The sequence below is a fragment of the Arthrobacter sp. JB02-1C genome (genome assembly GCF_057748045.1).
On record NZ_CM173235.1, the window covers coordinates 340,991 to 363,368 of the forward strand.

Annotated in this window: 19 protein-coding genes and 2 tRNA genes; 3 read left to right on the plus strand and 18 right to left on the minus strand. The window is 67.4% G+C overall.

Annotation, left to right across the window (positions count from 1 at the left end; all coding sequences use genetic code 11):
• Positions 1 to 26: 26 nt before the first annotated feature.
• The 13 genes from AC3ANP_RS01630 to AC3ANP_RS01690 all read right to left on the minus strand — a co-directional run bounded on the left by AC3ANP_RS01630 (position 27) and on the right by AC3ANP_RS01690 (position 15,249).
• Positions 27 to 1,154, minus strand: coding sequence for an ABC transporter ATP-binding protein (locus AC3ANP_RS01630; protein WP_488331627.1), 1,128 nt, complete (start codon positions 1,152 to 1,154; stop codon positions 27 to 29).
• A complete protein-coding gene (locus AC3ANP_RS01635) occupies positions 1,147 to 2,805 on the minus strand; it encodes an ABC transporter permease (protein WP_488331628.1) in 1,659 nt (552 codons plus the stop codon). The genes AC3ANP_RS01630 and AC3ANP_RS01635 overlap by 8 nt, the downstream gene beginning before the upstream one ends.
• A gap of 145 nt (positions 2,806 to 2,950) precedes the next feature.
• Complete coding sequence (locus AC3ANP_RS01640) at positions 2,951 to 4,117, minus strand: ABC transporter substrate-binding protein (RefSeq protein WP_488331629.1); 1,167 nt, start codon at positions 4,115 to 4,117, stop codon at positions 2,951 to 2,953.
• A gap of 383 nt (positions 4,118 to 4,500) precedes the next feature.
• A tRNA-Met gene (locus tag AC3ANP_RS01645) sits at positions 4,501 to 4,577 on the minus strand.
• A 61-nt stretch (positions 4,578 to 4,638) separates the two neighbouring features.
• Positions 4,639 to 4,710: transfer RNA gene (locus AC3ANP_RS01650), tRNA-Thr, on the minus strand.
• Between the two features lie 263 nt (positions 4,711 to 4,973).
• On the minus strand, positions 4,974 to 7,145 hold the full coding sequence (locus AC3ANP_RS01655) for a DEAD/DEAH box helicase (protein WP_488331630.1): 2,172 nt from the start codon (positions 7,143 to 7,145) through the stop codon (positions 4,974 to 4,976).
• A 389-nt stretch (positions 7,146 to 7,534) separates the two neighbouring features.
• Positions 7,535 to 8,188, minus strand: a complete 654-nt coding sequence (locus AC3ANP_RS01660) for an MOSC domain-containing protein (RefSeq protein WP_488331631.1) — start codon at positions 8,186 to 8,188, stop codon at positions 7,535 to 7,537.
• A 226-nt stretch (positions 8,189 to 8,414) separates the two neighbouring features.
• Complete coding sequence (locus AC3ANP_RS01665) at positions 8,415 to 9,239, minus strand: SDR family oxidoreductase (RefSeq protein ID WP_488331632.1); 825 nt, start codon at positions 9,237 to 9,239, stop codon at positions 8,415 to 8,417.
• A gap of 21 nt (positions 9,240 to 9,260) precedes the next feature.
• A complete protein-coding gene (locus AC3ANP_RS01670; RefSeq protein WP_488331633.1) occupies positions 9,261 to 10,703 on the minus strand; it encodes an MFS transporter in 1,443 nt (480 codons plus the stop codon).
• Positions 10,700 to 11,215: a winged helix-turn-helix transcriptional regulator gene (locus tag AC3ANP_RS01675; protein ID WP_488331634.1), complete on the minus strand. Its 516-nt coding sequence runs from the start codon at positions 11,213 to 11,215 to the stop codon at positions 10,700 to 10,702. Before AC3ANP_RS01675 ends, AC3ANP_RS01670 begins: the two co-directional genes overlap by 4 nt.
• A gap of 95 nt (positions 11,216 to 11,310) precedes the next feature.
• Positions 11,311 to 12,627 carry a glycosyltransferase 87 family protein gene (locus tag AC3ANP_RS01680; RefSeq protein WP_488331635.1) on the minus strand — a complete coding sequence of 439 codons (1,317 nt, stop codon included), beginning with the start codon at positions 12,625 to 12,627 and terminating at the stop codon, positions 11,311 to 11,313.
• A 6-nt stretch (positions 12,628 to 12,633) separates the two neighbouring features.
• On the minus strand, positions 12,634 to 13,839 hold the full coding sequence (locus AC3ANP_RS01685) for a cystathionine gamma-synthase (protein WP_488331636.1): 1,206 nt from the start codon (positions 13,837 to 13,839) through the stop codon (positions 12,634 to 12,636).
• A 24-nt stretch (positions 13,840 to 13,863) separates the two neighbouring features.
• Entirely contained in the window at positions 13,864 to 15,249 is a 1,386-nt protein-coding gene (locus tag AC3ANP_RS01690) for a cystathionine beta-synthase (RefSeq protein WP_488331637.1), read from the minus strand.
• A 76-nt stretch (positions 15,250 to 15,325) separates the two neighbouring features.
• Between AC3ANP_RS01690 and AC3ANP_RS01695 the strand changes: the two genes are divergently transcribed.
• A complete protein-coding gene (locus AC3ANP_RS01695) occupies positions 15,326 to 16,513 on the plus strand; it encodes an ArsB/NhaD family transporter (RefSeq protein WP_488331638.1) in 1,188 nt (395 codons plus the stop codon).
• Between the two features lie 16 nt (positions 16,514 to 16,529).
• Here the strand turns inward: AC3ANP_RS01695 and AC3ANP_RS01700 are convergent, their stop codons facing one another.
• Entirely contained in the window at positions 16,530 to 16,952 is a 423-nt protein-coding gene (locus tag AC3ANP_RS01700) for a VOC family protein (protein ID WP_488331639.1), read from the minus strand.
• Positions 16,953 to 17,129: 177 nt separating this feature from the next.
• Between AC3ANP_RS01700 and AC3ANP_RS01705 the strand changes: the two genes are divergently transcribed.
• Positions 17,130 to 18,110 (plus strand): DNA-3-methyladenine glycosylase family protein, encoded by a 981-nt coding sequence (locus AC3ANP_RS01705; RefSeq protein ID WP_488331640.1) that lies wholly within the window; start codon positions 17,130 to 17,132, stop codon positions 18,108 to 18,110.
• Positions 18,111 to 18,188: 78 nt separating this feature from the next.
• Here AC3ANP_RS01705 and AC3ANP_RS01710 read toward each other — a convergent pair whose 3' ends face one another.
• Positions 18,189 to 19,109: an endonuclease domain-containing protein gene (locus AC3ANP_RS01710; RefSeq protein WP_488331641.1), complete on the minus strand. Its 921-nt coding sequence runs from the start codon at positions 19,107 to 19,109 to the stop codon at positions 18,189 to 18,191.
• 132 nt (positions 19,110 to 19,241) lie between these two features.
• On the minus strand, positions 19,242 to 20,918 hold the full coding sequence (locus AC3ANP_RS01715; RefSeq protein ID WP_488331642.1) for an AMP-binding protein: 1,677 nt from the start codon (positions 20,916 to 20,918) through the stop codon (positions 19,242 to 19,244).
• Between the two features lie 110 nt (positions 20,919 to 21,028).
• Between AC3ANP_RS01715 and AC3ANP_RS01720 the strand changes: the two genes are divergently transcribed.
• Positions 21,029 to 21,307, plus strand: coding sequence for a putative quinol monooxygenase (locus AC3ANP_RS01720; RefSeq protein WP_488331643.1), 279 nt, complete (start codon positions 21,029 to 21,031; stop codon positions 21,305 to 21,307).
• A gap of 11 nt (positions 21,308 to 21,318) precedes the next feature.
• Here the strand turns inward: AC3ANP_RS01720 and trxA are convergent, their stop codons facing one another.
• The gene (trxA, locus tag AC3ANP_RS01725) at positions 21,319 to 21,726 is read right to left on the minus strand and encodes a thioredoxin (RefSeq protein WP_488331644.1); all 408 of its coding nucleotides are present in this window, start codon (positions 21,724 to 21,726) and stop codon (positions 21,319 to 21,321) included.
• A 67-nt stretch (positions 21,727 to 21,793) separates the two neighbouring features.
• Positions 21,794 to 22,339 (minus strand): acyl-CoA thioesterase, encoded by a 546-nt coding sequence (locus AC3ANP_RS01730; RefSeq protein WP_488331645.1) that lies wholly within the window; start codon positions 22,337 to 22,339, stop codon positions 21,794 to 21,796.
• Positions 22,340 to 22,378: the final 39 nt, after the last annotated feature.

Here is a 22,378-nt window from a genome sequence, read left to right on the forward strand (position 1 = left end):
TCGGCAGACCCCTCATGGCCGATCGGTCATGAGGCTACCGTCATGAGTTCCTGGGCCTCGGCTGAGGGAACATTCGAGCCGGCGTAAAGGAGGGCATCCTCCGCATCGAAAACGAGCCGGACGTCGCCGTCGAGGTCTCCGGTCGGTGAGATGACCTGGACCACGTTGGTGCCAAGCTTCAGTCCGTATTCGTAGCGGGAACCGACATAGGAGCGCGTCAGCACCGAGGTGTCGAGCACGTTGGCCCCCGTGACATCCGCCGTCGCGGCCGTGATCGTGAGTCGCTCAGGCCGTACGGCCACTGTTACGGAATCACCATGGCTGAGTACAAGGTCGCTGGCGACCTTCACTACGAGCCCGGTGTTGTCGAGGCGGACGTGAGCGATTCCGCCATGCGCTTCCTCGAACCGCCCAGTGAAGAAGTTGCAGCTGCCGACAAATGCGGCGACGGCGGCAGTGGCAGGTTTTTCGTAGATTTCGGCCGGCGTGCCGATCTGTGTCATTTTCCCGTCGAAGAGTACCGCGATCCGGTCGCTCAACGAGAGGGCCTCGTCCTGGTCGTGGGTCACGTACACCGTGGTGATGCCCAGTTCCACCTGCAGGCGCTTCAGCCAGGCCCGGGACTGTTCGCGCAGCTTCGCGTCCAGATTCGACAGCGGTTCGTCCAGCAGAAGGACCGACGGCGAATAGACCAGCGCACGGGCGAGGGCAACCCGCTGCTGCTGGCCCCCGGAGAGCTGGTGGGGGTAGCGGTCCTTCAGATGCGCCAGCCCCACCGTGTCGAGCGCTTCATGGATGCGGGCCGCCTTCTCGTCCTTGGACACCTTGCGGATGGCCAGGGGCATCACCAGGTTCTGCGCCACCGTCATGTGCGGCCAAAGCGCGTAAGACTGGAACACCATGCCGAGGTTGCGTTCCTCGGTGGGCAGGTAGAGCTTCGAGGCCGAGTCAAAGAATGGCACGCCGCCAACGGTGATGGCACCCGAGCTGGGCGACTCGAGCCCGGCGATGCAGTTCAGTGTGGTCGACTTTCCGCATCCACTGGGCCCCAGAAGGGTGAAAAATTCCCCTTCCCGAATGGTGAAACTTATGTCGTTCAGCACTGAAACGTCGCCAAAGGTCTTGTGTAGCCCTGAAACGTGTACCTCAGGCATCGGTATGTCCCTTCATGAACCTGTTCGCCACGGCGACGAACACGGCAGTAATTGCAATTTGGATGGTGGCCAAAGCCGCGACGGAACCGGTGTTGCCCTGAACCCACAGATCGAGCATGGTGGTTCCAATCACGCCTGTGTTGGCCGAGGACAGGAACAGTGCGGCGGAGTATTCCTTCATCATGGTGACAAACACCAGGATGAGCGCTCCGACAAAGGCCGGGCGCAGGAGCGTGCGAAGAATACGGAAGAAGGTTCCGAACCAGTCCGCACCTGATGTCCGCGCCGCGTCATCAAGTTCGCGGCCAATCTGCATGATGGCCGGGGCGATGGACCCGAACGCCGTGGGCAGTGCGCGGAGGCCAAAAGCGATGATGATAGCCATCAGGGTTCCCTGCACCCACCCGCCGCCGGGCATCAGGGCGAACGCCCAGAAAAATCCTATGCCGACGATGATTCCCGGCATGGCTTGGGGTGCCAGCGATAAGTATTCAACGCTGCGGGCAAATTTGAACGGGGAACGCCGTGCGATCAGGACGGCCAAGAGCGCCAGGACGCTGACCAGGACTGCCCCCACCGCCGCCACCACCACACTGTTTGTGATGGACTCCACATAGACGGGGAAACTGAACACGCGCTCGTAGTTGGCAAACGTCAGAGTCTGAAGCGGGTTCTGCAGCGGAGTGAAGATCATGGTGAATGACCTGAATACGAGCCCAAGGATCGGCAGCAGCGCGCCAAAGACAACATAGATGACGATCGCGGCGGTGGCCACCCAGCGGATCCAGCCCAGCTCAAGCAGCCGCGGCCGGACGGCCTTGCCCCGGACAGAAATGAACCGCCGGGCATTTTTGAGGACCTTCGCCTGGATGGCCACGGTGCCAATCGTCACGGCCAGAATGAGGGTCGAGGCCGCGCCCAAGATGCCGTAGTCGGGCTGGATGGACTGCAGACCGTTCGTGTAGAGGAAGGTGGAGAACACCTCGATGTTCACCGGCGTGCCGTAAAGCAATGGCACGCTAAGTGTTTCCAGCGACACACTGAATACCAGGATTGAGCTGTACACGATCGGCGGCCGCAGCATGGGCACGACCACCGTGAAGAGGATTCTCAGCGGGCCGGCACCACACACGCGTGCGGCACTCTCCAACGATGCATCCGCCTGGCGCAGGGCGTTGGCACAGAATACGTACGCGATCGGGGCAAGTCCGACAGCCTCGGTGACGGCCATCCCACCCAGCGAGTACAGGTTCCACGGCACAAACCCCAGGACCTGGCGGAATTGAACGCTGATGAAGCCAGCCGGCCCGTAAAGGGTGATCCAGCCAAAGCCCAGAATCAGAGTGGAGATGAAGAACGGCCACTGCATGGACAGACCGAGCAGCCGCCCGAACGGAAGCTTGGTGCGCACCACCAACACTGCCATGGGGATGGCGATCACCAGCGTGAGCACCGTCGTGGCAAGAGCGAAGATCGCCGTGTTCAGCATGACCTGGCCGAAGCCGGCATCGGTGAATAGCTTGACGTAATTGCCGGTTGTCAGGAATCCGCCGGCCTCATAGAGGGGCCGGTCCCGGAATGACTGGTAGAAGATCGGGACGATTGGCGCGAGAACAAAGAGGGCCAAAAGGACGAAGATGCCGTATTGCACGACCCTGCCCCGGCCGACGCCGAAGACCCTGGGGTACTTCGGAGCCGGCAGGGCGGACCGGCTGGCCGGCGGTTTAGTTGCACGTTCCGTGCGGGTGGTTGTCATTGCTTAGCCTGCCTGGTCACAGTCGATGATGCAGAGCGCGTTACTTGCCGAGCTTGTCGTTCCATTTGGTGACGAAAGTGGTGACATCAGCGCTCGGAACCACCTTGTAGGGCACGCGGATGATGCCGTCCTTCCCGACGGCTTTCTCCACTTCCTGGTAGGTGTGGCGACCCTCTGTCAGCTTGACGCTCTCCCGGTACGAGCTGAGGCCGCCTTCAGCGACGGCGTTCTGGCCGGCCTCGGAAAGTACAAAGTCGAGGAAAAGCTTGGCCGTAGCGGGGTGCGGAGCCTTGGGTGTGATGCCAATTCCACGGCCCAGGACAACAGTGCCGTCCTTGGGCAGAACAAACTTAAGCAACCCGCCGCTGGCCTTCTCGGCCGGGTACCCCACGGCCGAACTGATGAAGAATCCAGCCATGTATTCCCCGGAAAGGATCTTCTCCTTCTGGGTGCCGGAGGACGTTTCCTTACGAGCCGCGGGCAGGATGCTGTCGAGGCTGTTCCAGGCTGCGGAGTTTCCTTCGGCGAAGGCGCGGGAAACACTGAAGCCCCACGCGCCCTTCACGTCGCGGGTGGTGATTTTGTTCTTGTAGCTGCCCGGATCGGCCGAGACGGTCTTGGCGAGATCGGCGATGCTGGTTGGTGCTTCCTTCACGAGCGCTGAGTTGTAGGCGATGCCTACCGGGTCCAGTGACATGGCCCACACATTCGGCATCAGCTGAGCGAATTCAGGCAGCTGCTTCGTTTCCGGGGAATCATAGGCCATGAGGGTGTCGGGCTTTGAGGCATAGTTCGACCAGGCCTGCACGGCGTTGGAGACGAGCATGTCCGCCGGAGCCTTGCCCGTGGCGGTCTCACTCAGTTGGCGCTGGAAGACCTCGTCACTGTCCAGGTTGTCCGCCGAGACCTTGGTCCAGGGGTACTTGGCTTTGAAGTCCCGAAGGATTGGCGCCCAATTCTCTTGGTCTGTGTTCGAGTAGATCGAGAGGGAGCCGCCTTCCGCCTTCGACGCGTCAATGATCTTTGCGTAGTCGGCCGGGTAGTAGCTTGGCGTGCCAGCGCCGGCGCTCCCTGGTGTTGCACCGCCGCTCGCCGGGCCACCGCAGCCGGCAAGGGTGACCACCAGGGTGACGGCGGTGAGGGCGCCGAGGCCGGCAAAGCCCCGGCGGCTCAGCAAACCCGAATTATTGATGGAAGTACGGAACATTACTCACTCCTTTGTGACATGAAACATGGGCTGATGCTTTGTTCATGTTCTTGGCACGCACACAGGACATCAATCTTTTGGTCGTATTGGTAAAATCCAGGCTGCTTCTGCTCGTATTGGCCACACGGCCGACTGGCTCTGTCAACTCGAACGGAGCCCACCAGGACGGCCCGAACGGCACCCACGTGCGGGCCTCGCCCGCAGTGCGCTAGCTGGGAAAGCGCGATAGCCGCCTGAACAGCCGGCGGCTGGGCGGGCCGGCTGGCGAAGTTGTTAGAGAATGGGCTGGATTTCAGGAGATTCTGAAGGAGCGCTTCCAATCCTCGCTTCTACCTGCACAAAGAAAAACCCCCGGAAATCTCAAGGATTCCGGGGGTCTTATCTGGTAGCGGTGGGGAGGCTCGATCTCCCGACCTCACGATTATGAGTCGTGCGCTCTAACCAACTGAGCTACACCGCCACGAATGAGGAAAGCCTGTGTCAAGCCGGTCAAAACCGCCTTGACACAGGCCCTCATCCAGAGCCCCCCACCGGAATCGATCCGGTGACCTCGTTCTTACCAAGAACGCGCTCTACCACTGAGCTAGGGGGGCAACGAGTAAATACTTTACCGGAAGATTCGGCTCCCAACAAATCGGTCCGACCGCCGCGTCCTGTGGGCCGGAATCCGCGCCATCCCGGGGAATCCCGGCCCGTCACGCGGGGCCGCAGCGGTGCCCACGCCGCTCCGGCGGCCCGGATGTGACGAAGCAAACTCGTGCACCGCCGCCGGTTGGCGCAGAACGGGACGCCGCGGTTAAAGCCGAACGGGCCGGCTCACCCGAGCCGGCCCGTTCTGTTGCCTAGGAACTAGGAGTTACCACTTGTTGCGCGGCTTGAAGCCGCCCTCGTGGCGCGGCTTCCGGGTATCGGTACCGACGCCGCGCTCGTTGCGGTCGCTGAAGGAGCGGCCGCCGCGGTCCGCGGAGGAACGCTCGCCGTCCTGCTTGCGGAACTCACGCTTGAAACCGCCGTTGCCCTTGAAATTGCCGCTGCCGCCGGAGTAACCGCCGCGCTCTCCCCCGCGGTTGCCCTGGTAGGCGCCCCGCTCGCCCGAAGGCTTGCGGCCGTTGTCCAGCTCGAGGTGGATCAGCTCGCCGCCGATCCGGGTGCGGGAGAGGGCACGCAGCTGCTCGGGGCTCAGGTCGGCCGGGAGCTCCACGAGGGAGTGGTCCGAGCGGATGTCGATTCCGCCGATCTGGGCCGAGGAGATGCCGCCTTCGTTGGCGATGGCGCCGACGATCGAACCGGGCATGACGCGCTGGCGGCGTCCGACCGCGATCCGGTAGGTGGCGTTGCCCTCGGTCAGCGTGCGGGTCGGCCCGCGGGAGCCGAAGCCGTCCTTGGAACGCTCGCGCTTTTGGAATTCCGGCGCGGCCGGGAGTTCCTTGACCAGGAGCGGCTGGCCGCCCTGGGCCATGACGGCCAGTGCGGCGGCGATCTCGGCGGCCGGCACGTTGTGCTCCGCCTCGTAGGAGGAGATCAGGTCACGGAACGAGGCGACGTCCTCGGATTCCAGGGTCTCGGTGATCTTCTCGGCGAACTTGCCCAGCCGCAGGGTGTTGACCGTCTCGGCGGTGGGCAGGTGCATCTGCTCGACCGGCTGGCGGGTCGCCTTCTCGATGGACCGCAGCAGGTACTTCTCCCGCGGGGTCATGAAAAGAATGGCGTCGCCGGAGCGGCCTGCGCGGCCGGTGCGGCCGATGCGGTGCACATAGGACTCGGTGTCGTGCGGGATGTCGTAGTTAACGACGTGGCTGATGCGCTCCACGTCCAGGCCGCGGGCCGCGACGTCGGTAGCAACGAGGATGTCGATGCGGCCTTCCTTAAGCGCCTCAACGGTCCGTTCACGCTGCTGCTGCGGGATGTCACCATTGATGGCTGCCGCCTGGAAGCCGCGGGCCTTAAGCTTGTCGGCCAGGTCCTCTGTCGCCATCTTGGTCCGCACGAAGGCAATGACGCCGTCGAACTCTTCGACCTCGAGGATGCGGGTCAGTGCGTCGAGCTTGTGCGGGCCCATGACCTGCAGGTAGCGCTGGCGGGTGTTGGCACCTGTGGTGGTCTTGGACTTGACCTGGACCTCGGCCGGGTTGTTCAGGTACTGCTTGGAGAGGCGGCGGATCTGGCTTGGCATGGTGGCGGAGAACAAGGCGACCTGGCGGGATTCCGGGGTCTGCTGGAAAATCTGCTCCACGTCCTCGGCGAAGCCCATGCGGAGCATCTCGTCGGCTTCGTCCAGCACCAGGTACTGGAGTTCGGAGAGGTCGAGGGAGCCCTTGGCGATGTGGTCGATCACGCGGCCGGGGGTACCGACCACCACCTGCGCGCCGCGGCGAAGGCCGGCCAGCTGCGGACCGTAGGCGGAGCCGCCGTAGACCGGCAGCACGGTGAAGTCGTCGATGTGCTTGGCGTACGAGGTGAAGGCCTCAGCAACCTGGAGGGCAAGCTCACGGGTGGGGGCCAGGACCAGGGCCTGCGTCTTGCGCGACGGGCCGTTCAGGTCGTGGAGTTCGGCGAGCCGGGACAGCGCCGGTACTGCGAATGCTGCAGTCTTACCGGTGCCGGTCTGGGCCAGGCCCACCACGTCACGGCCCTCGAGCAGCAGCGGAATGGTTGCCGCCTGGATCGGGGACGGCTTCTCGTAGCCGACGTCCTGCAGGGCTGCGAGAACGCGGCCGTCGATGCCGAGGTCGACGAACTTGACGCCTTCCTCCTCGTCGGCGGCCTTGTCGGCGGCGGCAGCGGGGGCGGCCTTGTCGGCGGCGGGAGCGGGGGCCTCGGCAACCTTGTCGGCGGCGGGAGCCTTGTCGGCGGCGGGAGCGGCGGCGTCGGCGGGGGCCTCGGCGGGCTTGTCCGCGGCGGTTTCCGCGGGCTTGTCGGCGGGAACGGCGTCAACGGTGGTGTTGCTCTCGGCGGCAGCCGTTTCGGTAACCTCGACGTCGGCCTGAGTGTTCTCGGTGTCGACGGAGTTGTCCTGATTTTCGGGCATAGGGGAATCTTCCTCATCCATAGGGGCCAGGCGGCACTACCCGAGGTGAGCGGAGCCGCAGTACGCGTGACACGGAATGCCGGGCATACGTTGACCGGCCGGTCACAGAAGCCCGGCGCTTTCGCAATCCCGTGGCAGGACTTCCCGCTGCATCTCTTGGCTGCTATCCCAGCAGTCTGTACAGCGTTTTCTTTAGCCGGCTCTCCCTATGAAAATGCCCGCATCACATTTGCGGGCCCCAACACTTGCCAGTCCTGCCTCAAAAATTGGGCAGGAATAAGGGATTTCCGGAGTGGGGGATGCTTCAAGTGTAAGGCATGCTGCGGCGCGGACGCCACTGCAGCGGCCGACGGCGGCGGTGAGCTTGCGCACACAGGCCGGGTTTGGTCCTACACCCCCAGCTGGCGCTGCCGTTTCTTGAACTCGGCGGCATAGTCGGGCTGGAGGCGGATCTGCCCGCCGGCGTCGGCGTCCCGCAGCGCCGCGATGTCCTCGAGCGCGGGGTCGCTGAACCACTTGCCGATGGTCACCCCGTGGGCCGGGATGTGGCTCCGGTGGATGTGGTCTCCGGCCTGGATGCTTCCGGGCCGGACCACCCGGAGGTAGGTACCTACCCGTCCCGCCTCCGTGAACCGCTTGACCCAGTGCGGTTCCTGCATCCGGCGCTGGAAGGTGGCGCAGGGGACCCGCGGGGACGTCACCTCCAGCTCGACATCGAGCCCAATCCTCCAGCGTTCGCCGATGACCGCACCGGTCGCGCTGATGCCCGCCACGCGCAGGTTTTCGCCAAAGGTTCCCGGCGGAAGCTCACGCCCCAGCTCCGCAGCCCAGTAGTCGGCGTCGTCCTGGGAGTAGGCGTAGAGGGCCTGGTCTTCGCCGCCGTGGTGCAGGCGGTCGGCCTGCACGTCGCCGTACAGGCCCAGCCGGCGGACCTTCACCAGGCCGTCCACGGGGCGCTTATCGATCGCCGTCACACCCACGTTCCCGGCATCGGCGTGCAGCTGGTGCACCCGGCAAATGGCCAGCACAGAAGCGGTCTCCATGGCACCAGTGTAGGTGGGCAGCCGCGGCCGGCCGGCAACCCGCACCGAGGCCGGCGTTCCTGCCCAGTTACACCCCCGGCCCGGCCGGTTAAGCCGCCCGACACCGGCGGGTCGGCCGGATTCTTCACCCGGCTGCCGGAGTAACTGGGCAGGAGCGCGGCGTGGTCGGCGTGGCCCTCGGGAGCGGAGCCGGTGCCGTGCGCTGCCGGTTAGAAGGGGCCCGGGGTCAGGCGGAGAAGCCGCCGTCGGCCTTCACCAGCTGGCCCGAGACCCAGCGGCCTGCCGGCGAGAGCAGGAAAGCCACCGTCTCCGCCACGTCTGCCGGAGTGCCGAGCCGGCCGCCGGGCTGCCGGCCGGCCAGTTCCCGGCGCAGCCGTTCGTCCATCCATCCGGTGTCCACCGGCCCCGGGTTGAGCGCGTTGGCGCTGATCCCCTGCGGCCCCAGCTCCCGGGCCGCGGCGATCACGATCCGGTCCAACGCGCCCTTGGAGGCGCCGTACGGCAGGTTGAATGCGGTGTGGTCGCTGGTCAGCGCCACGATCGCACCGCCCTCGGCCGGGGCCTGCCGGGCAAATGCCGCGATCAGTTGCCAGCTGGCGCGGGTGTTTACGGCAAAGTGCCGCTCGAAGCTCTCCAGGCTGGTGTCCAGGATGCCTGAGTCGACGGATTCTGCGTGGCCGAGGACCAACCCGTGCAGGATGCCGGCCCCCGCCGCCGCCGCAGCCATCAGCCGGTCGACGGCGGCCGGATCCTGGAAATCTGCGGGCACTGCAACCACGGCGGCCCCGATCGCTTCCAGCTCGGCGGTGAGGCGTTCGACGTCGTCCGGCTGGACTCCCCAGGGCATCCGCGCGTCGTAGTCCTGCCAGTAGGTCAGGACCAGGTCCCAGCCGTCGGCGGCGAGCCGGCGGGCGATTCCCGCACCCAGCCCGGCGAGCCGGCCAACGCCGGTCACCAGCGCGGTCCTGCGCGGCCCGGGCGGGGTGGGCGGGACCGGCGCGCCGGGTTCGGGTGCGGGGCGGGAACCGGGGACCGGCGGAGGGGTGACCATGGCGTTCAGCCTAGTGCCGCGTTACGCCGCGGCCGGAGCAACGGCCGTCCGGCCGGCGTCCTTGCGGATGGTCGCGCTGATGACGGCCGCGATGGTGCACATCGCGGCCGCAGCGAACCAGGCATAGGTGTACTGGCCGGTGGCGTCCCGGACGGCGCCGGCGGCCAACGCGGCCGCCGCAGCGCCAAGCTGGTGCGCGGCGAAGACCCAGCCGAAGACCACGCTGCCGTCGGGACCGAATTTTTCGCGGCAGATCGCGGCCGTCGGCGGGACGGTAGCGACCCAGTCGAGCCCGTAGATGACCACGAACACCAGCATGCTCGGGTGGACTTCGGCGCTGAGCAGCAGTGGGAGGACGAGCAGTCCGATGCCGCGGAACTGGTAGTACACGGCCAGCAGGATCCGCGGGTTGAACCGGTCGGTAAGCCAGCCCGACGCGATGGTGCCCAGGATGTCGAAGATCCCGACGACGGCGAGCAGGCCCGCCGCGGTGGTCTCGGGCATGCCGTGGTCGTGCGCCGAGGGGATGAAGTGGGTGCCGATCAGGCCATTGGTTGTCGCCCCGCAGATCGCGAAGCCGGCCACCAGCGCCCAGAAGGTCCGGACCCTGCTCGCCCGTTTTAGCACCTGCAGCGCCCGGACGGCGGCGTTCCGGCGGGGTTCGGCCGAAGCCCCGCCCGCGGGCACCGCCGAGGCTCCGCCCGCTCCGGGATCCGCCGTGGCCGGTTCGGCTCCGTACGGCAGTGCGCCGACCTCGGCCGGGGAGTTTTTCAAGAACTTCAGCACGAGCGGGACCACCGCGAGGGCGCCGGCGGCGATCAGGAGCGAAGCCTGGCGCCAGCCCGGGCTCTGTGCCAGGGCGGCGATGAACGGCAGGAACACCAGTTGCCCGGCCGCGCTTCCGGCGGTCAGGATGCCGACCACCAGGCCGCGGCTCTTCGCGAACCAGGAGTTGGCGATGGTGGCGGCGAAGACCAGCGCCATGGATCCGGTGCCGAGCCCGATCAGCAGGCCCCAGGTCAGCAGGATCTGCCAGGACTGGTTGACCAGTACCGTCAGGGCGCTGCCGGCCCCGATCAGGATCAGCGCCACCGAGGTGACGGCGCGGACTCCGAAGCGCTCCATCAGGGCCGCCGCGAACGGCGCCGTGAGTCCGAAGAGCACCAGGTTGATACTGACGGCGGCTGAGAGGACGGTCGTGGACCAGCCGAACTCGTTCTGCAGCGGCACCATGAGGACGCCGGGCGCTGCCCGGAACCCGGCCGCCCCGACCAGGGCAAGGAAGGCGACGGCGGCGACGACCCAGGCCGGGTGCAGCTTGCGGCGCGCCGGGGGCAGCCCGGCCTGCCGCGGCGTGGACTGGCCCGCCTTGGGTTGGCCCGCCGAGGGTTGGCCCGCCAGAGGTTGGGCCGCCTTGGCCTTGCCAGCAGCGGCCTTGCCCGCGACGGTCCGGGGCGCGCTCATGCGGCGTCCCCTGCGGCCCGGGGAGTCAGCGCGGTGGCGAGGGGCACCGGGTCAGCTGTCCGGGTGAGGCTGTGCCAGCTGGTGTTTTCGGCCGTCAGCCGTTCGCCGCAGCGCGTGCAGGTGTCGGCCGACGTCGTGCGGTGCCCGCAGCCGCTGTGGATCACGAACATATGGGCCTTTGCGGTGGGCGCGGCCAGATGCTTTTCGGCCCAGATCACGACGGCGTTGAGCACTGGCAGGGCATCCTCGCCCTTGGCGGTCAGCACGTACTCCTGGCGGCGCCGGCCGCCGTCGTCGTAGGGACGGCGGGTGAGCATGCCCGCCTCGACGAGGGAGGCGAGCCGGCGGGTGAGAACGGAGTCGGACGCGCCGAGCCGGGCCTTCATCGCGTCGAAGCGGCCGTTGCCCAGGAAAATCTCGCGAAGCACCAGAACGCTCCAGGGATCGCCGAGAATGTCCAGGCCGCGGGCCAGGCTGCAACTGCGCCGGGACCAGTCTGATCGAAGTGCCATTCCGGCAGACTAGCTGGCTACCTTGAAGAAAGCTAGGGTCGGCCGGTGAGATGGCATTTCACGGCAATGTTCGACGAATGAACTGCCGTGAAATGTCACTTCGACGCGGGGTGGCCGGAGGCGGGGCGGCCGGCCCAGCCGTGACCGTGCAGCCGGGTGCGGGACGGCCGGTAGGCCAGCGCCCAGTAGATCAGCATCGCCATGCCGCACAGCACGCCCAGGCTCCCGGCGGTGAGCTGCCATTGCGTGACGGGCGTCTTGCCCCACTCGCGCGCTCCGGCCAGGACCGCCAGGTACTTGGGCGTGAGGTAGAAGGCGACGGCGGACGCGGCCACAATGATCCAGCCCGCGAGCCGCATCCTGCCGTTGCGTGACGGAACCCGGTGGATGGCAAAGCCCATACAGGGCAGCGCCACGGCCATCCAGACCCAGTGATGCGACCAGGACACCGGGCTGATCAGGAGCATCAGCAAGGCGGTGGCGGACACGGCGACGAAGTTCTCCTCCGCCTCGACCGCCCATTTGATCACGAGCGCAGCCACGGCGGTGAGGGCGAGGGACATCACCAGCCACACCAGGGTGGTCAGGGAGGTATCGGGCAGCCCCAGATGCAGAAGCAGGCCCTTGACCGAGAGGTTGTCCACATACCCCGGGCCGCCGATCCTGCCGGTGTCCGGCAGGATTTTGGTCCAAAACGTCCAGGAGGCGTTGGGCAGTACCGCCCACGCCAGCACGATCGATCCGAAGAACCCGGCAGCCATCCAGCCGAGGGCCTTGAAATCGCGGCGGACCAGGAAGTACAGCCCGAAGGCGAGCGGGGTCAGCTTGATTCCGGCCGCCACCCCGATCAGCAGGCCGGCCGGCCAGCGGAACTCCCCCGCCCTGGCCTTACCGTGCAGCGCGAAGTCGGCCAGGATCAGGCCCATCAGGATGACGTTGATCTGGCCGAAGTCGAAGGTGTCCCGCCACGGGCCCAGCAGCAGGATCGCGGCGGTGCCCGCGAGCGCCGCTGCACGGGACCGCCAGTCCACGGCCGCGTCCCGCCAGCGGCCCAGACCGAAATAGTGCCGGGTCAGCCAGGCGGACACGACGGCGGCGCCCAGCAGTGCGGCGGCAATGAAGACGAGGCTCCCCACGCCTTGCCCCAGGGTGGCCAGCGCGGCGAAGAGCAGGGCGGCGAACGGCGGATAGGTGAACGGCAGTCCGTCCCGCGGCGCGTAGAGTTCGTTGACGCCGGTCTCCCCCGCCTGCAGCACCCGGTTTCCGCCGTAGAAATAGACCTCGAAGTCGTTCATCAGCGGGATGTAGGCGGAGTAGAGCACCGCCAGCGCGGCCACCACGGCGGCTGCACCGGCGGCCGTCGCGATCCAGCCGCCGGTGGCGTTCCGGGCTGCCCGGGCAGTGACCGTCACCGGGGGCTAGCTGCCCTGCTGGAGGCGCGCGAACGCCTGCTCGAGGTCGGCGATCAGGTCTTCGACGTCTTCGATGCCGCACGAGAGCCGGATGAGGTTCTCCGGGACGGCCAGTTCGGTGCCCTTGACCGAGGCGTGGGTCATCTCCGAGGGGTAGTTGACCAGTGATTCGATGCCGCCCAGGGATTCCGCGAGGGTAAAGACCGAGGTGGATTCGGCCACCGTGCGCGCCGCGGCTTCGCCGCCCTTGAACTGCACGGAGACCATGCCGCCGAACTTCTTCATCTGCCTGCCGGCCAGTTCGTGGCCGGGGTGCGAGGGCAGCCCGGGGTACAGCACGGCCTCCACCTCGGGGCGTTCCAGCAGCCACTCGGCCACCGCCTGGGCGTTGTCGCTGTGCCGGTCCATGCGCACGCCCAGGGTCTTGAGCCCGCGGGTGGTCAGGAAAGCGTCCATCGGGCCGGAGACCGCGCCGACGGCAAACTGCACGAAGCCGATCTTTTCGGCCAGCTCGGCATCGTTGACGATGATGGCGCCGCCAACGACGTCGGAGTGCCCGCCGATGTACTTGGTGGTGGAGTGGACCACGACGTCGGCGCCGAGGGCCAGCGGGTTCTGCAGGTACGGCGATGCGAAGGTGTTGTCCACCACCAGGAGGGCACCGGCGTCGTGCGCTACCTTGGCGAGACCCGCGATGTCGGTGATCTTCATCATCGGGTTCGACGGGGTCTCCACCCACACCAGGCGGGTCCGGCCGCCGCCGGCTGCCGTGCCGCCGGCCGCCACGGCCTTCGCGACGGCGTCAAGGTCGGACATGTCCACCGGGGTGTTGCCGATCCCCCAGCCGCCCAGGACGCGGCTGATCAGCCGGTAGGTGCCGCCGTAGGCATCGTTGCCGAGCACGATGTGGTCCCCGGGCCGGGTCAGGGCGCGGATCATCGAGTCCTCCGCGGCCAGGCCGGAGCTGAAGGAGAACGCCGCGGCGCCGCCTTCCAGTGCGGCCAGCTGTTCCTGCAGGGAATCGCGGGTCGGGTTGGTGCCGCGGCCGTACTCGTAGCCGGACCGCAGGCCGCCGATTCCGTCCTGCGCATAGGTGGAGGAAAAATGCAGCGGCGGCACGACGGCTCCGGTGCGCGGCTCGAAGGCCTGGCCGGCGTGCACGGCGCGGGTGTTAAAGCCGGTGGTCGTGGAAGAGCTTTCTGGCTGGGTCATGGGGCTCCTTGGACTGGTAACTGGTCAGTTGCTGAGGTAGGCGAGGAGGTCGTGGCGGGTGAGGATCCCTACCGGGGCGCCGAGGTACGTCACCATCAGGGTGTCCGCGCCGGAGAGAAGTTCGCGTGCGGTCGAGATCGATTCGAGTGATCCGATTACGGGCAGCCGGGCCTCCATGTGCTCGGAGATCTTGTCCGTGAGGCGGGCCTCGCCGCGGAACAGCTTGGCTGTCAGGGTGCGTTCGTCCACGGCCCCGAGGACCTCGCCCATCACCACCGGCGGCTCGGCCGACAGCACGGGGATATGCGAGACGCCGTACTCGTTCATGATGTTGATGACGTCACGGACGCTCTCGTTGGGGTGGATGTGGACCAGGTCCGGCAGTTCGCCGGTCTTGGACTTGAGCACCTCCTCCACCAGGGCTTCGTCCCCGCCGGACAGGAAGCCGTAGGACCGCATCCACTGGTCGTTGAAAATTTTCGCGAGGTAGCCGCGGCCGGAGTCGGGCAGGATGACCACCACGACCGCGTCCGCCGGCAGCTCACGCGCCGCCCGCAGCGCGGCGACGACGGCCATGCCGGAGGAACCGCCCACCAGGAGGCCCTCTTCCCGGGCCAGCCGGCGGGTCATGGCGAAGGAGTCGGCATCGCTGACGGCCAAGACCTCGTCAGGAACGGCCTTGTCATAGTTGACCGGCCACATGTCCTCGCCGACGCCTTCGACAAAGTACGGCCGGCCGGTGCCGCCCGAGTACACCGACCCGGCGGGGTCGGCCGCGATGATCCTGACCACGCCGCCGTCAGCCTCGGGGCGGTCGGCGGAGACCTCCTTGAGGTACCGGCCGGTGCCGGTGATGGTGCCGCCGGTACCGGCGCCGATCACGCAGTGCGTGATCTTGCCGTCCGTATCTTGCCAGATCTCCGGCCCGGTGGACTCGTAGTGGCTGGCGGGCGCGGCCGGGTTGGAGAACTGGTCCGGCTTGTAGGCGCCGGGGATCTCGGTGACCAGGCGGTCCGAGACGCCGTAGTAGCTTTGCGGGCTGTCCGGTGCGACGGACGTGGGCGTCACCACCACTTCCGCGCCGTAGGCCTGAAGCACGGCCCGCTTGTCCTCGCCGACCTTGTCCGGGACCACGAAGATGCAGCGGTAGCCTTTCTGCTGCGCCACCAGGGCCAGGCCGACGCCGGTATTGCCGGACGTCGGTTCCACGATGGTCCCGCCGGGGAGGAGTTTGCCGCTGCGTTCAGCTTCATCGATCATCTTGGCGGCGATGCGGTCCTTGATGGACCCGCCGGGGTTCAGGTATTCGAGCTTCACCAGCACCGTGGCGGCGATGCCGTCGGTCACGTGGTTGAGCTTGACGAGCGGCGTGTGACCGATGAGGTCCAGGACGGACTGCGCGTACTTCATAGGTACAAAGTTACCGTCTCCGCGGACACGGGCAGTCCGCACGCCCGGTTGCCGCCACCGGTGCGACGATGGGGCAGTGAGTCCGACGAGCCGCTGGAAGTCGCTGCGCAGCTACCTCGTACCCGTCGCCGTATTGCTGGCGGGCGCCGGGGTGCTGGTTGCCGGGCTGCTGCCCTGGCCGGCGTTCCAGGCCCTGGCCGGGCGTACGGCGCCGGTGCTGGGCTTCGTGGTGGCTATGTCCTTCGTTACGGAATTGGTCGACGACGCCGGACTGTTCCGGGCGGTGACCGGCCGGCTGGCCGCCTTCGGGCGGGGCCGGGTGGGGCTGCTTTGGCTGCTGGTGATCGCGCTGGCGGCAGTTTCCACGGTGTTCCTGTCGCTGGATACGACGGCGGTGCTCGTGACCCCGGTGGTGGTTTTGCTGGCCGTGCACGCCCGAATCCCGCCGCTGCCGTTTGCCCTGACCGCCATCTGGCTGGCGAACACGGCCTCCCTCCTGCTGCCGGTGTCCAACCTGACGAACCTGTTGGCCCAGGAGCGCCTCGGTTTCACCCCTGCCGGGTTTGCCCGGCTGGTCTGGGCACCCGCGCTGGTGGGCATTCTGGCGCCGTTGGTGCTGCTGTGGCTGGCCTTCCGGAAGGAACTGCGCGGACGCTACAGTCCGCAGCCGGCGAGACGGGCGCCGGACCCGCTGCTGCTGTATGCCGCCGGCGGGGTGATGCTGGTGCTGTTGCCGGCTTTGGTGTCCGGCGTCCCGGTTTACCTTCCCGCCGCGGCCGCCGCGGGCGTACTCCTGGTGCTGTTCCTGTGGCGCCGCCCGTCCGCACTGCGCTGGTCCATGGTCCCGTGGCGGTCGCTCATGCTTACCGTCGGCCTCTTCATCCTGGTGGACGCCCTGCATGCCCACGGGCTGGGGACGCTGCTGGCCGGCGTCGCCGGGACCGGGGAGGGGCTGCCGGAGCTGCTGCGGCTGGCCGGGCTGGGCGCGGGCGCGGCCAACGCCGTCAATAATCTGCCGGCCTACCTGGCCCTGGAACCGGTGGCCGGCTCGCCGGTGCGGCTGGCGGCGCTGCTGATCGGGGTCAACCTTGGCCCGCTCGTGACCCCTTGGGCGTCGTTGGCGACGCTGCTGTGGCACGAACGCCTGCGGGTGCTCAATGTCGGGATCCGGTGGGGCGGCTTCGCGCTCGCCGGGTTGGTCGCCGCCGTTGTGACCGTGCCGCTGGCTGTCCTGGCCCTGTGGCTTGGCGCCGGAATGCCCTGAGCCGGGCGCGGGGGCATCAGGCGCCGAGGTCGTCGCCCGCGGAGCCGGTGGCATCGCCGCCCGGCGCGCTCTGCCAGAGTCCCACGACGTTGCCTTCGGTGTCCCGGAAGTAGGCGGCCCAGCCCATGGTGCCGACTTCCTGCCGCGGTGAGACCGTGCTGCCGCCGAGGGACCCTATTTTCTCCAGCGCCGCGTCGATGTCGTCGACGTCGACGGTGATGACCGGGGAGCGGAGGTCGCCTTCGCGCCGGAACATGCCGCCGTTGATGGAGCCCGGAGCCGAGGGCATGCCGGCCGCATCCGTGGGCGTCGTCTTGATCATGGAATAGCTCATCTCCGGCATGGAGGTGACCTCCCAGCCGAAAGCCGAGGTGTAGAAGTCGCGGGCGCGGCGTTCGTCCTCCGCGGGGATCTCGAAATGTACCACTCCACCAGCCATCACAGGCTCCTGCCAATCAAGGGGATGCGCTCCCGGTGCGGGGCGCGGGATTCCGCGTCCACAGCCGGATTCTAGTCCCGCCCGCGGCTGCCGATAAGGGCCGGCGCTTATCGGCAGGAGGCCCGCCTGCGCGTTCCCGATGCGTCCGCCGTCGGCCCTGCGTGGGAACATGTTCGGGTGACCACCGCAGAGCTTCCCGCCGGGACCGCCGCCGCGGCGGACGCCTCGTTGCGGTGGTATCCCGAGGGCCCGTATGACCTGCTGCAGAGCCTCGGCCCGCTCCGCCGCGGACACGGCGACCCGTCGGCCCGGGCCGACCCGTCCGGACTCTGGATGGCCTTCACGACGCCGGCGGGTGCTGCCTCGCTGCGGCTCTCGCCCGGTGGCTCCGCGGCCGCGCCCTGGGTCGACGCCTACGCCTGGGGACCCGGCGCCGGGGCGGCCGTCGACGCCGTGCCGCGGCTGCTGGGCGGCGACGATGACTGGACGGGGTTCGATGAGCCGGCCTTCCACGCCACCCTCCCCCCGATGGTGGTCGAGGCACGGCGCCATAACCCCGGCCTCCGGCTGCCGGCGACCGGCCGGATGGTCGACGCGCTGGTGCCCACCATCCTGGAGCAGAAGGTCACGGTGCTGGAGGCCCGCCGTGGCTACCGTTACCTGATGTACCGGTTCGGTACGGCCGCGCCCGGGGCCGGTACCGTGGCCCCTGCGAACCTGATGATCCAGCCGACCCCTGCGCAATGGCTGCGGATCCCCTCCTGGGAGTGGCACCGTGCCGGGGTGGGCCCGCAGCGTTCGGCCACCGTAATGCGTGCCCTGCGTTCCGCCTCCGGGTTGGAACGGTTGGCGCTGTTGCCGGCGGCCGAAGCGGCCGCGAAGCTGCAGACCGTCGCCGGCATCGGCGTCTGGACGGCTGCCGAAGTGGTCCAGCGCACGCACGGCTGTCCCGACTCGATCGCTGTGGGTGACTATCACCTGGCGGCCTACGTCGGGGCGGCGCTGACCGGGCGGCGGACGGACGACGCCGGCATGCTGAGCCTGCTGGCCCCCTGGGCGGGCCACCGCCAGCGGGTGGTGCGCCTGATCGGTTTGACCGGTTTCCGAAAACCGGTGTTCGGCCCCCGGATGACGGTCCAGGACCACCGCGCGCACTAGCCCCGCTGAAGAGCAACGCGGGGTCACTTCCGGCCCATCAGGAACAACTTTATGGACGCGATCTGACCCCGCGTTGCGTCAGGTTGAGCGGAACCGGGCTGTCTTGATCCGTGCGATGAGGCCTTCGAAGCCGTTGGCAAGGTCATCTGCGTTGGCTTTGAAGTACGCCCAGCCGGCGCCACGGAACGCTTCGTCCCGCCGGATGTCCCTGGATTGCTGTTCCCGGGTGAGGTGGTGGGCGCCGTCGTACTGAATGGCGATGCGGTACCTGCGGTAGCCCAGGTCTGCGGACGGCGAGCGCCCGTCGTCCGGATCGAGCCTGATCTGAAGCTCCGGCTCCGGCAACCGGGCATCCGTCAGCGCGAGTCGCAGGAAAGTCTCCGGAAATGAGTCCGCCCCCACCCGCATCTGTTCCAAGGCAAGCCGGGCCTTCTCTACACCCTTCATGTTGGGATGCTGCCGGATGATCAGCCGCAGTCCGTCTTTGTAGGCGTACGGCTCCGACCTGGCCTCCAACGCCGGCCGGGGTATCCGAATGATCTGGTCGCCCAGGGCGATGAGGTAGTTGAGCGGCAGGACCGCGGCGAGATCCAGCCAGGTCCGCGGCGGTGCCGTTACGGGGACGCCGTCGACGTCGGTTAGCTCGCCGGGGATACACCGCACGCGGTGTCCCGTGATGCCGGCACGGCGGACTCTGGGCAGTTCATGCGGTTTGCTGAGGTGGATGGTGGAACACCCGCCCAGCCACGGTGGCAGTCCGAGCCGAGTGAGGACTGCAGCGGTTTCGTGCGAGATCCAGGCACCGGGTGTTGCGGAGGTCAGCACACGGGCGCGTTCGATGACTTCAAGGTGCCGACCGGCGGGCAGGTAGATGAGCCGGCCGCCGTCGGACAAATCTCGCGCCCGCAGACGTTTGGGCTGAACCCCGAGCGCGCGTGACTCGTACACGGTGAACGGTGTCCGGACGAGGCTTTCGGGGAGTGGCACGATGCGGACCATGCGCACCATTGTGACCGCAGAGCAGCCGCCGCGCTGAGGTTATCCACAGCCACGAAAGACCCTCACCAACCCGGGGTCACTTCCGGTCCGTCCAAGGTCCCGGGACGGGCCTTAAGTGACCCCGCGTTGTGGTTAGAGATGCAGCCGGGCGACGGCCTCCTGCCGCATGTCCACCTTGCGGATCTTGCCGGACACCGTCATCGGGAAGCTGTCCCGGACGTCCACGTAGCGCGGGATCTTGTAATGCGCCAGCTTCCCGCGGCAGAAGTCGGCCAGGCCGGCGGCGTCCAGGGTGGCTGCGCCGGGTTTGAGGATCACGCAGGCCATCAGCTCTTCGCCATAGGTGGGATCCGGGACCCCGATCACCTGCACGTCCTGGATATCCGGGTGGGTATAGAGGAACTCTTCGATCTCGCGCGGGTACACGTTTTCGCCGCCGCGGATCACCATGTCCTTGATCCGGCCTTCGATCACCAGGTAGCCGTCCTGGTCCATCCGGGCAAGGTCCCCGGTGTGCATCCAGCCGTCGGCGTCGATGGCTTCCGCGGTCTTCTCCGGCTGGTCCCAGTAGCCCTGCATTACCGAATAGCCGCGGGTGCACAACTCGCCGATCTCACCGCGCTGCACCACCTCGCAGGTGGCCGGGTCCACGACCCGGCTCTCCAGGTGCGGCATGGTGCGGCCCACGGTCTGCGTGCGTTGGAGCATGGTGTCGCCGCCGCGGGTCATCGTGGACACCGGCGAGGTCTCGGTCATGCCGTAGCAGATGGCCACGTCGCGCATGTTCATGTCCGCGATCACCCGGTTCATCACCTCGATCGGGCACAGCGACCCCGCCATGACGCCGGTCCGCAGGGTCGAGAGGTCGTAGGAGGCGAAGTCCGGCAAGGCGAGTTCGGCAATGAACATCGTCGGCACGCCGTACAGCGACGTCCCGCCGAAGTCCTGCACCGCTTCAAGGGTTGCCGCCGGCGAGAAACCGCGGCCGGGGATGATGGTGGCGGTGCCGTGGCTGAACGCGGCCAGGTTGCCGATCACCATGCCGAAGCAGTGGTAGAACGGCACCGGGAGCACCACCCGGTCGCGCTCGGTGTAGTCCAGCAGTTCCCCGATCGAGTAGCCGTTGTTGAGCAGGTTGTGGTGTGTGAGGGTGGCGCCCTTGGGGAATCCGGTGGTGCCGGAGGTGTACTGCAGATTGATCGCATCGTGCGGGTCCAGTTCGGCCATCCGCGCCTTCAGCCCCGGATGCGGCACGTCGTCGGCGCGCTTTAGCAACTCGCCGTAGCTCTGCTCCGCCGCGCGTTCGGGGATCCCCGCGGCGAGGTCCGGCGAACCGGAGGCGGGCAGGAAGACGAGTTCGCGCAGGTCCCGACATTCGGACAGGGCCCGCCTGGCCATACCCACGTAGTCGCTGTTCCTGTCGGAGGGAGCCGCCACCAGCATCCGCATGCCGTTCTGCTTGACGACGAACTCCAGTTCGTGGCTGCGGTAGGCCGGATTGACGTTGACCAGGATGGCCCCGACTTTTGCGGTGGCGTACTGCAGGATCGTCCATTCGGCGCAGTTCGGGCTCCAGATCCCGACCCGCTCCCCCTTGGCGACGCCGACGGCGAGCAACGCCCGCGCGAGCCGGTCGACGTCGTCGTTCAGTTTGGTGTAGCTCCACCGCCGCGCTTCTTCGCCGGGGACGAGGGCGGCCTCAATCAGCGCGTCATGGTAGGGGAAAGCGGCGACGATCCGTTCGAAATGGTCTCCGATGGTTTCATCGATCAGCGGGACGTCAGTGTCCCCGGCTGTGTAGGCGAGCATGGTGTGACGCTACCAACGCCGCGGCACCAAGAGAAGGGCAGCCTGCGGATGCCGCGCGGAAGACACGGGAGCTTTTCGGCAGCGGAGCGGCCGCAGGTAGGGTGAAGGCCATGAGTACACCCCTTGACCTGCGGGCCACTTTCATTCCCAACGAGGGAGAGTTCTTCCGCGTAAAACTCGCCCTGGAAATCGCGATCGAGGAGGTCGTCAACGAGCCCGGCTGCATCCGCTACGAACTCACGGAGGCAAGCGAGGACAAGCTGGTGCTGACCGAGCAGTGGGCGAGCCAGGCCGATCTGGACAAGCACGCCAAGGGCAGTGCCGTGCAGGACCTGAACGAATCCCTCAGTGCGCTGCTGGCCGAGCCGGTCCGACTGGACCGGCTCTAAACCTTTCCTGCTTAAGCGTCCGGGATCTGGGTGCCGTCCTGCGGGGCGGCCGCGGCTTCGGCCTGGGAGCGTGCCACGTGCGCGTGGACTTCCTCCATGTCCAGGCCCTTGACGGCATCGACCACCTGCTCGAGCTGCTGGGCGTTCAGGGCGCCGGGCTGGGAGAACACCAGCACCTTTTCGCGGAACGCCATCAGCGTGGGAATCGAGGTAATGCCGGCCTCGGCGGCGAGCTGCTGCTCCGCTTCGGTGTCAACCTTGGAAAAGACGACGTCCGGGTGCTTCTCCGAAACGGCCGCGTACGTGGGTCCGAACTGCTTGCACGGGCCGCACCATTCGGCCCAAAAGTCTACGAGCACAATGTCGTTGTCCTCGACGGTTGATGCGAACTGTTCACCTGTAATGTCTACGGTAGCCATGGGTCAACGGTACGCGTGGCCGGCGCGGTTGTCCCCCGGGTTTCGCTGATGGCACATCCTTGGCCGCTTAGGCCCAGACGTGCGGGGCCGGACGGCGGGCGCCCGGCAGCGCATTGCTTTCACGCCAGTCGTGGATCCACTCCGGCAGCTCCAGGTCCGCCGGCGGGGCGCCGAATTCGCGGAGAATCTCCTCCTGGCTGACGGGCTTGCCGCGGCTGACCAGCCGGGTGGCGATGTGGGCCCGGGCGTAGATTTCGCCGTCCACCACCATCCGCTGTTCGAAGTAGATGGCCTTCTCGTCCAGTCCGATGATCCTGGACTCGATGGTGTAGGCCTGCCAGAGCTGCAGCGAGCGGCGGAAGGCGATGGTCTCCCCCGCAACGACCGGCGTCCAGCCGCGCCGGCGCATGGCCTTCCAGGTGCCGCTGCGTGCCATCAGGTCAAAGCGGCCCAGGTCCATCAGCGAGAAGTACATCCCGTTGTTGACGTGCAGGGCGATATCGATGTCCGTCGGCAGGACGCGCAGCGGCAGCGACGATGAATCCCAGATACTCAGGCGCGCGCGCCGGGCGGACGTGATCAGCAGGAGGAGGGTGCGGAGCAGCAGGTGCATAACCCTGATGTTACCCGCCAGTAACAACGCTTGCCAAGG

Bases quoted from the DNA above. Each gene is read 5' to 3' on its own strand.
- AC3ANP_RS01715 (WP_488331642.1), bottom strand. From the start codon at position 20,918: ATGCTCGCCTACACAGCCGGGGACACTGACGTCCCGCTGATCGATGAA.
- AC3ANP_RS01630 (WP_488331627.1), bottom strand. From the start codon at position 1,154: ATGCCTGAGGTACACGTTTCAGGGCTACACAAGACCTTTGGCGACGTT.
- AC3ANP_RS01730 (WP_488331645.1), bottom strand. From the start codon at position 22,339: ATGCACCTGCTGCTCCGCACCCTCCTCCTGCTGATCACGTCCGCCCGG.
- AC3ANP_RS01710 (WP_488331641.1), bottom strand. From the start codon at position 19,109: ATGGTCCGCATCGTGCCACTCCCCGAAAGCCTCGTCCGGACACCGTTC.
- AC3ANP_RS01700 (WP_488331639.1), bottom strand. From the start codon at position 16,952: ATGGCTGGTGGAGTGGTACATTTCGAGATCCCCGCGGAGGACGAACGC.
- AC3ANP_RS01720 (WP_488331643.1), top strand. From the start codon at position 21,029: ATGAGTACACCCCTTGACCTGCGGGCCACTTTCATTCCCAACGAGGGA.
- AC3ANP_RS01675 (WP_488331634.1), bottom strand. From the start codon at position 11,215: ATGGCACTTCGATCAGACTGGTCCCGGCGCAGTTGCAGCCTGGCCCGC.
- AC3ANP_RS01670 (WP_488331633.1), bottom strand. From the start codon at position 10,703: ATGAGCGCGCCCCGGACCGTCGCGGGCAAGGCCGCTGCTGGCAAGGCC.
- AC3ANP_RS01640 (WP_488331629.1), bottom strand. From the start codon at position 4,117: ATGTTCCGTACTTCCATCAATAATTCGGGTTTGCTGAGCCGCCGGGGC.
- AC3ANP_RS01655 (WP_488331630.1), bottom strand. From the start codon at position 7,145: ATGCCCGAAAATCAGGACAACTCCGTCGACACCGAGAACACTCAGGCC.
- AC3ANP_RS01685 (WP_488331636.1), bottom strand. From the start codon at position 13,839: ATGACCCAGCCAGAAAGCTCTTCCACGACCACCGGCTTTAACACCCGC.
- trxA (WP_488331644.1), bottom strand. From the start codon at position 21,726: ATGGCTACCGTAGACATTACAGGTGAACAGTTCGCATCAACCGTCGAG.
- AC3ANP_RS01665 (WP_488331632.1), bottom strand. From the start codon at position 9,239: ATGGTCACCCCTCCGCCGGTCCCCGGTTCCCGCCCCGCACCCGAACCC.
- AC3ANP_RS01660 (WP_488331631.1), bottom strand. From the start codon at position 8,188: ATGGAGACCGCTTCTGTGCTGGCCATTTGCCGGGTGCACCAGCTGCAC.
- AC3ANP_RS01690 (WP_488331637.1), bottom strand. From the start codon at position 15,249: ATGAAGTACGCGCAGTCCGTCCTGGACCTCATCGGTCACACGCCGCTC.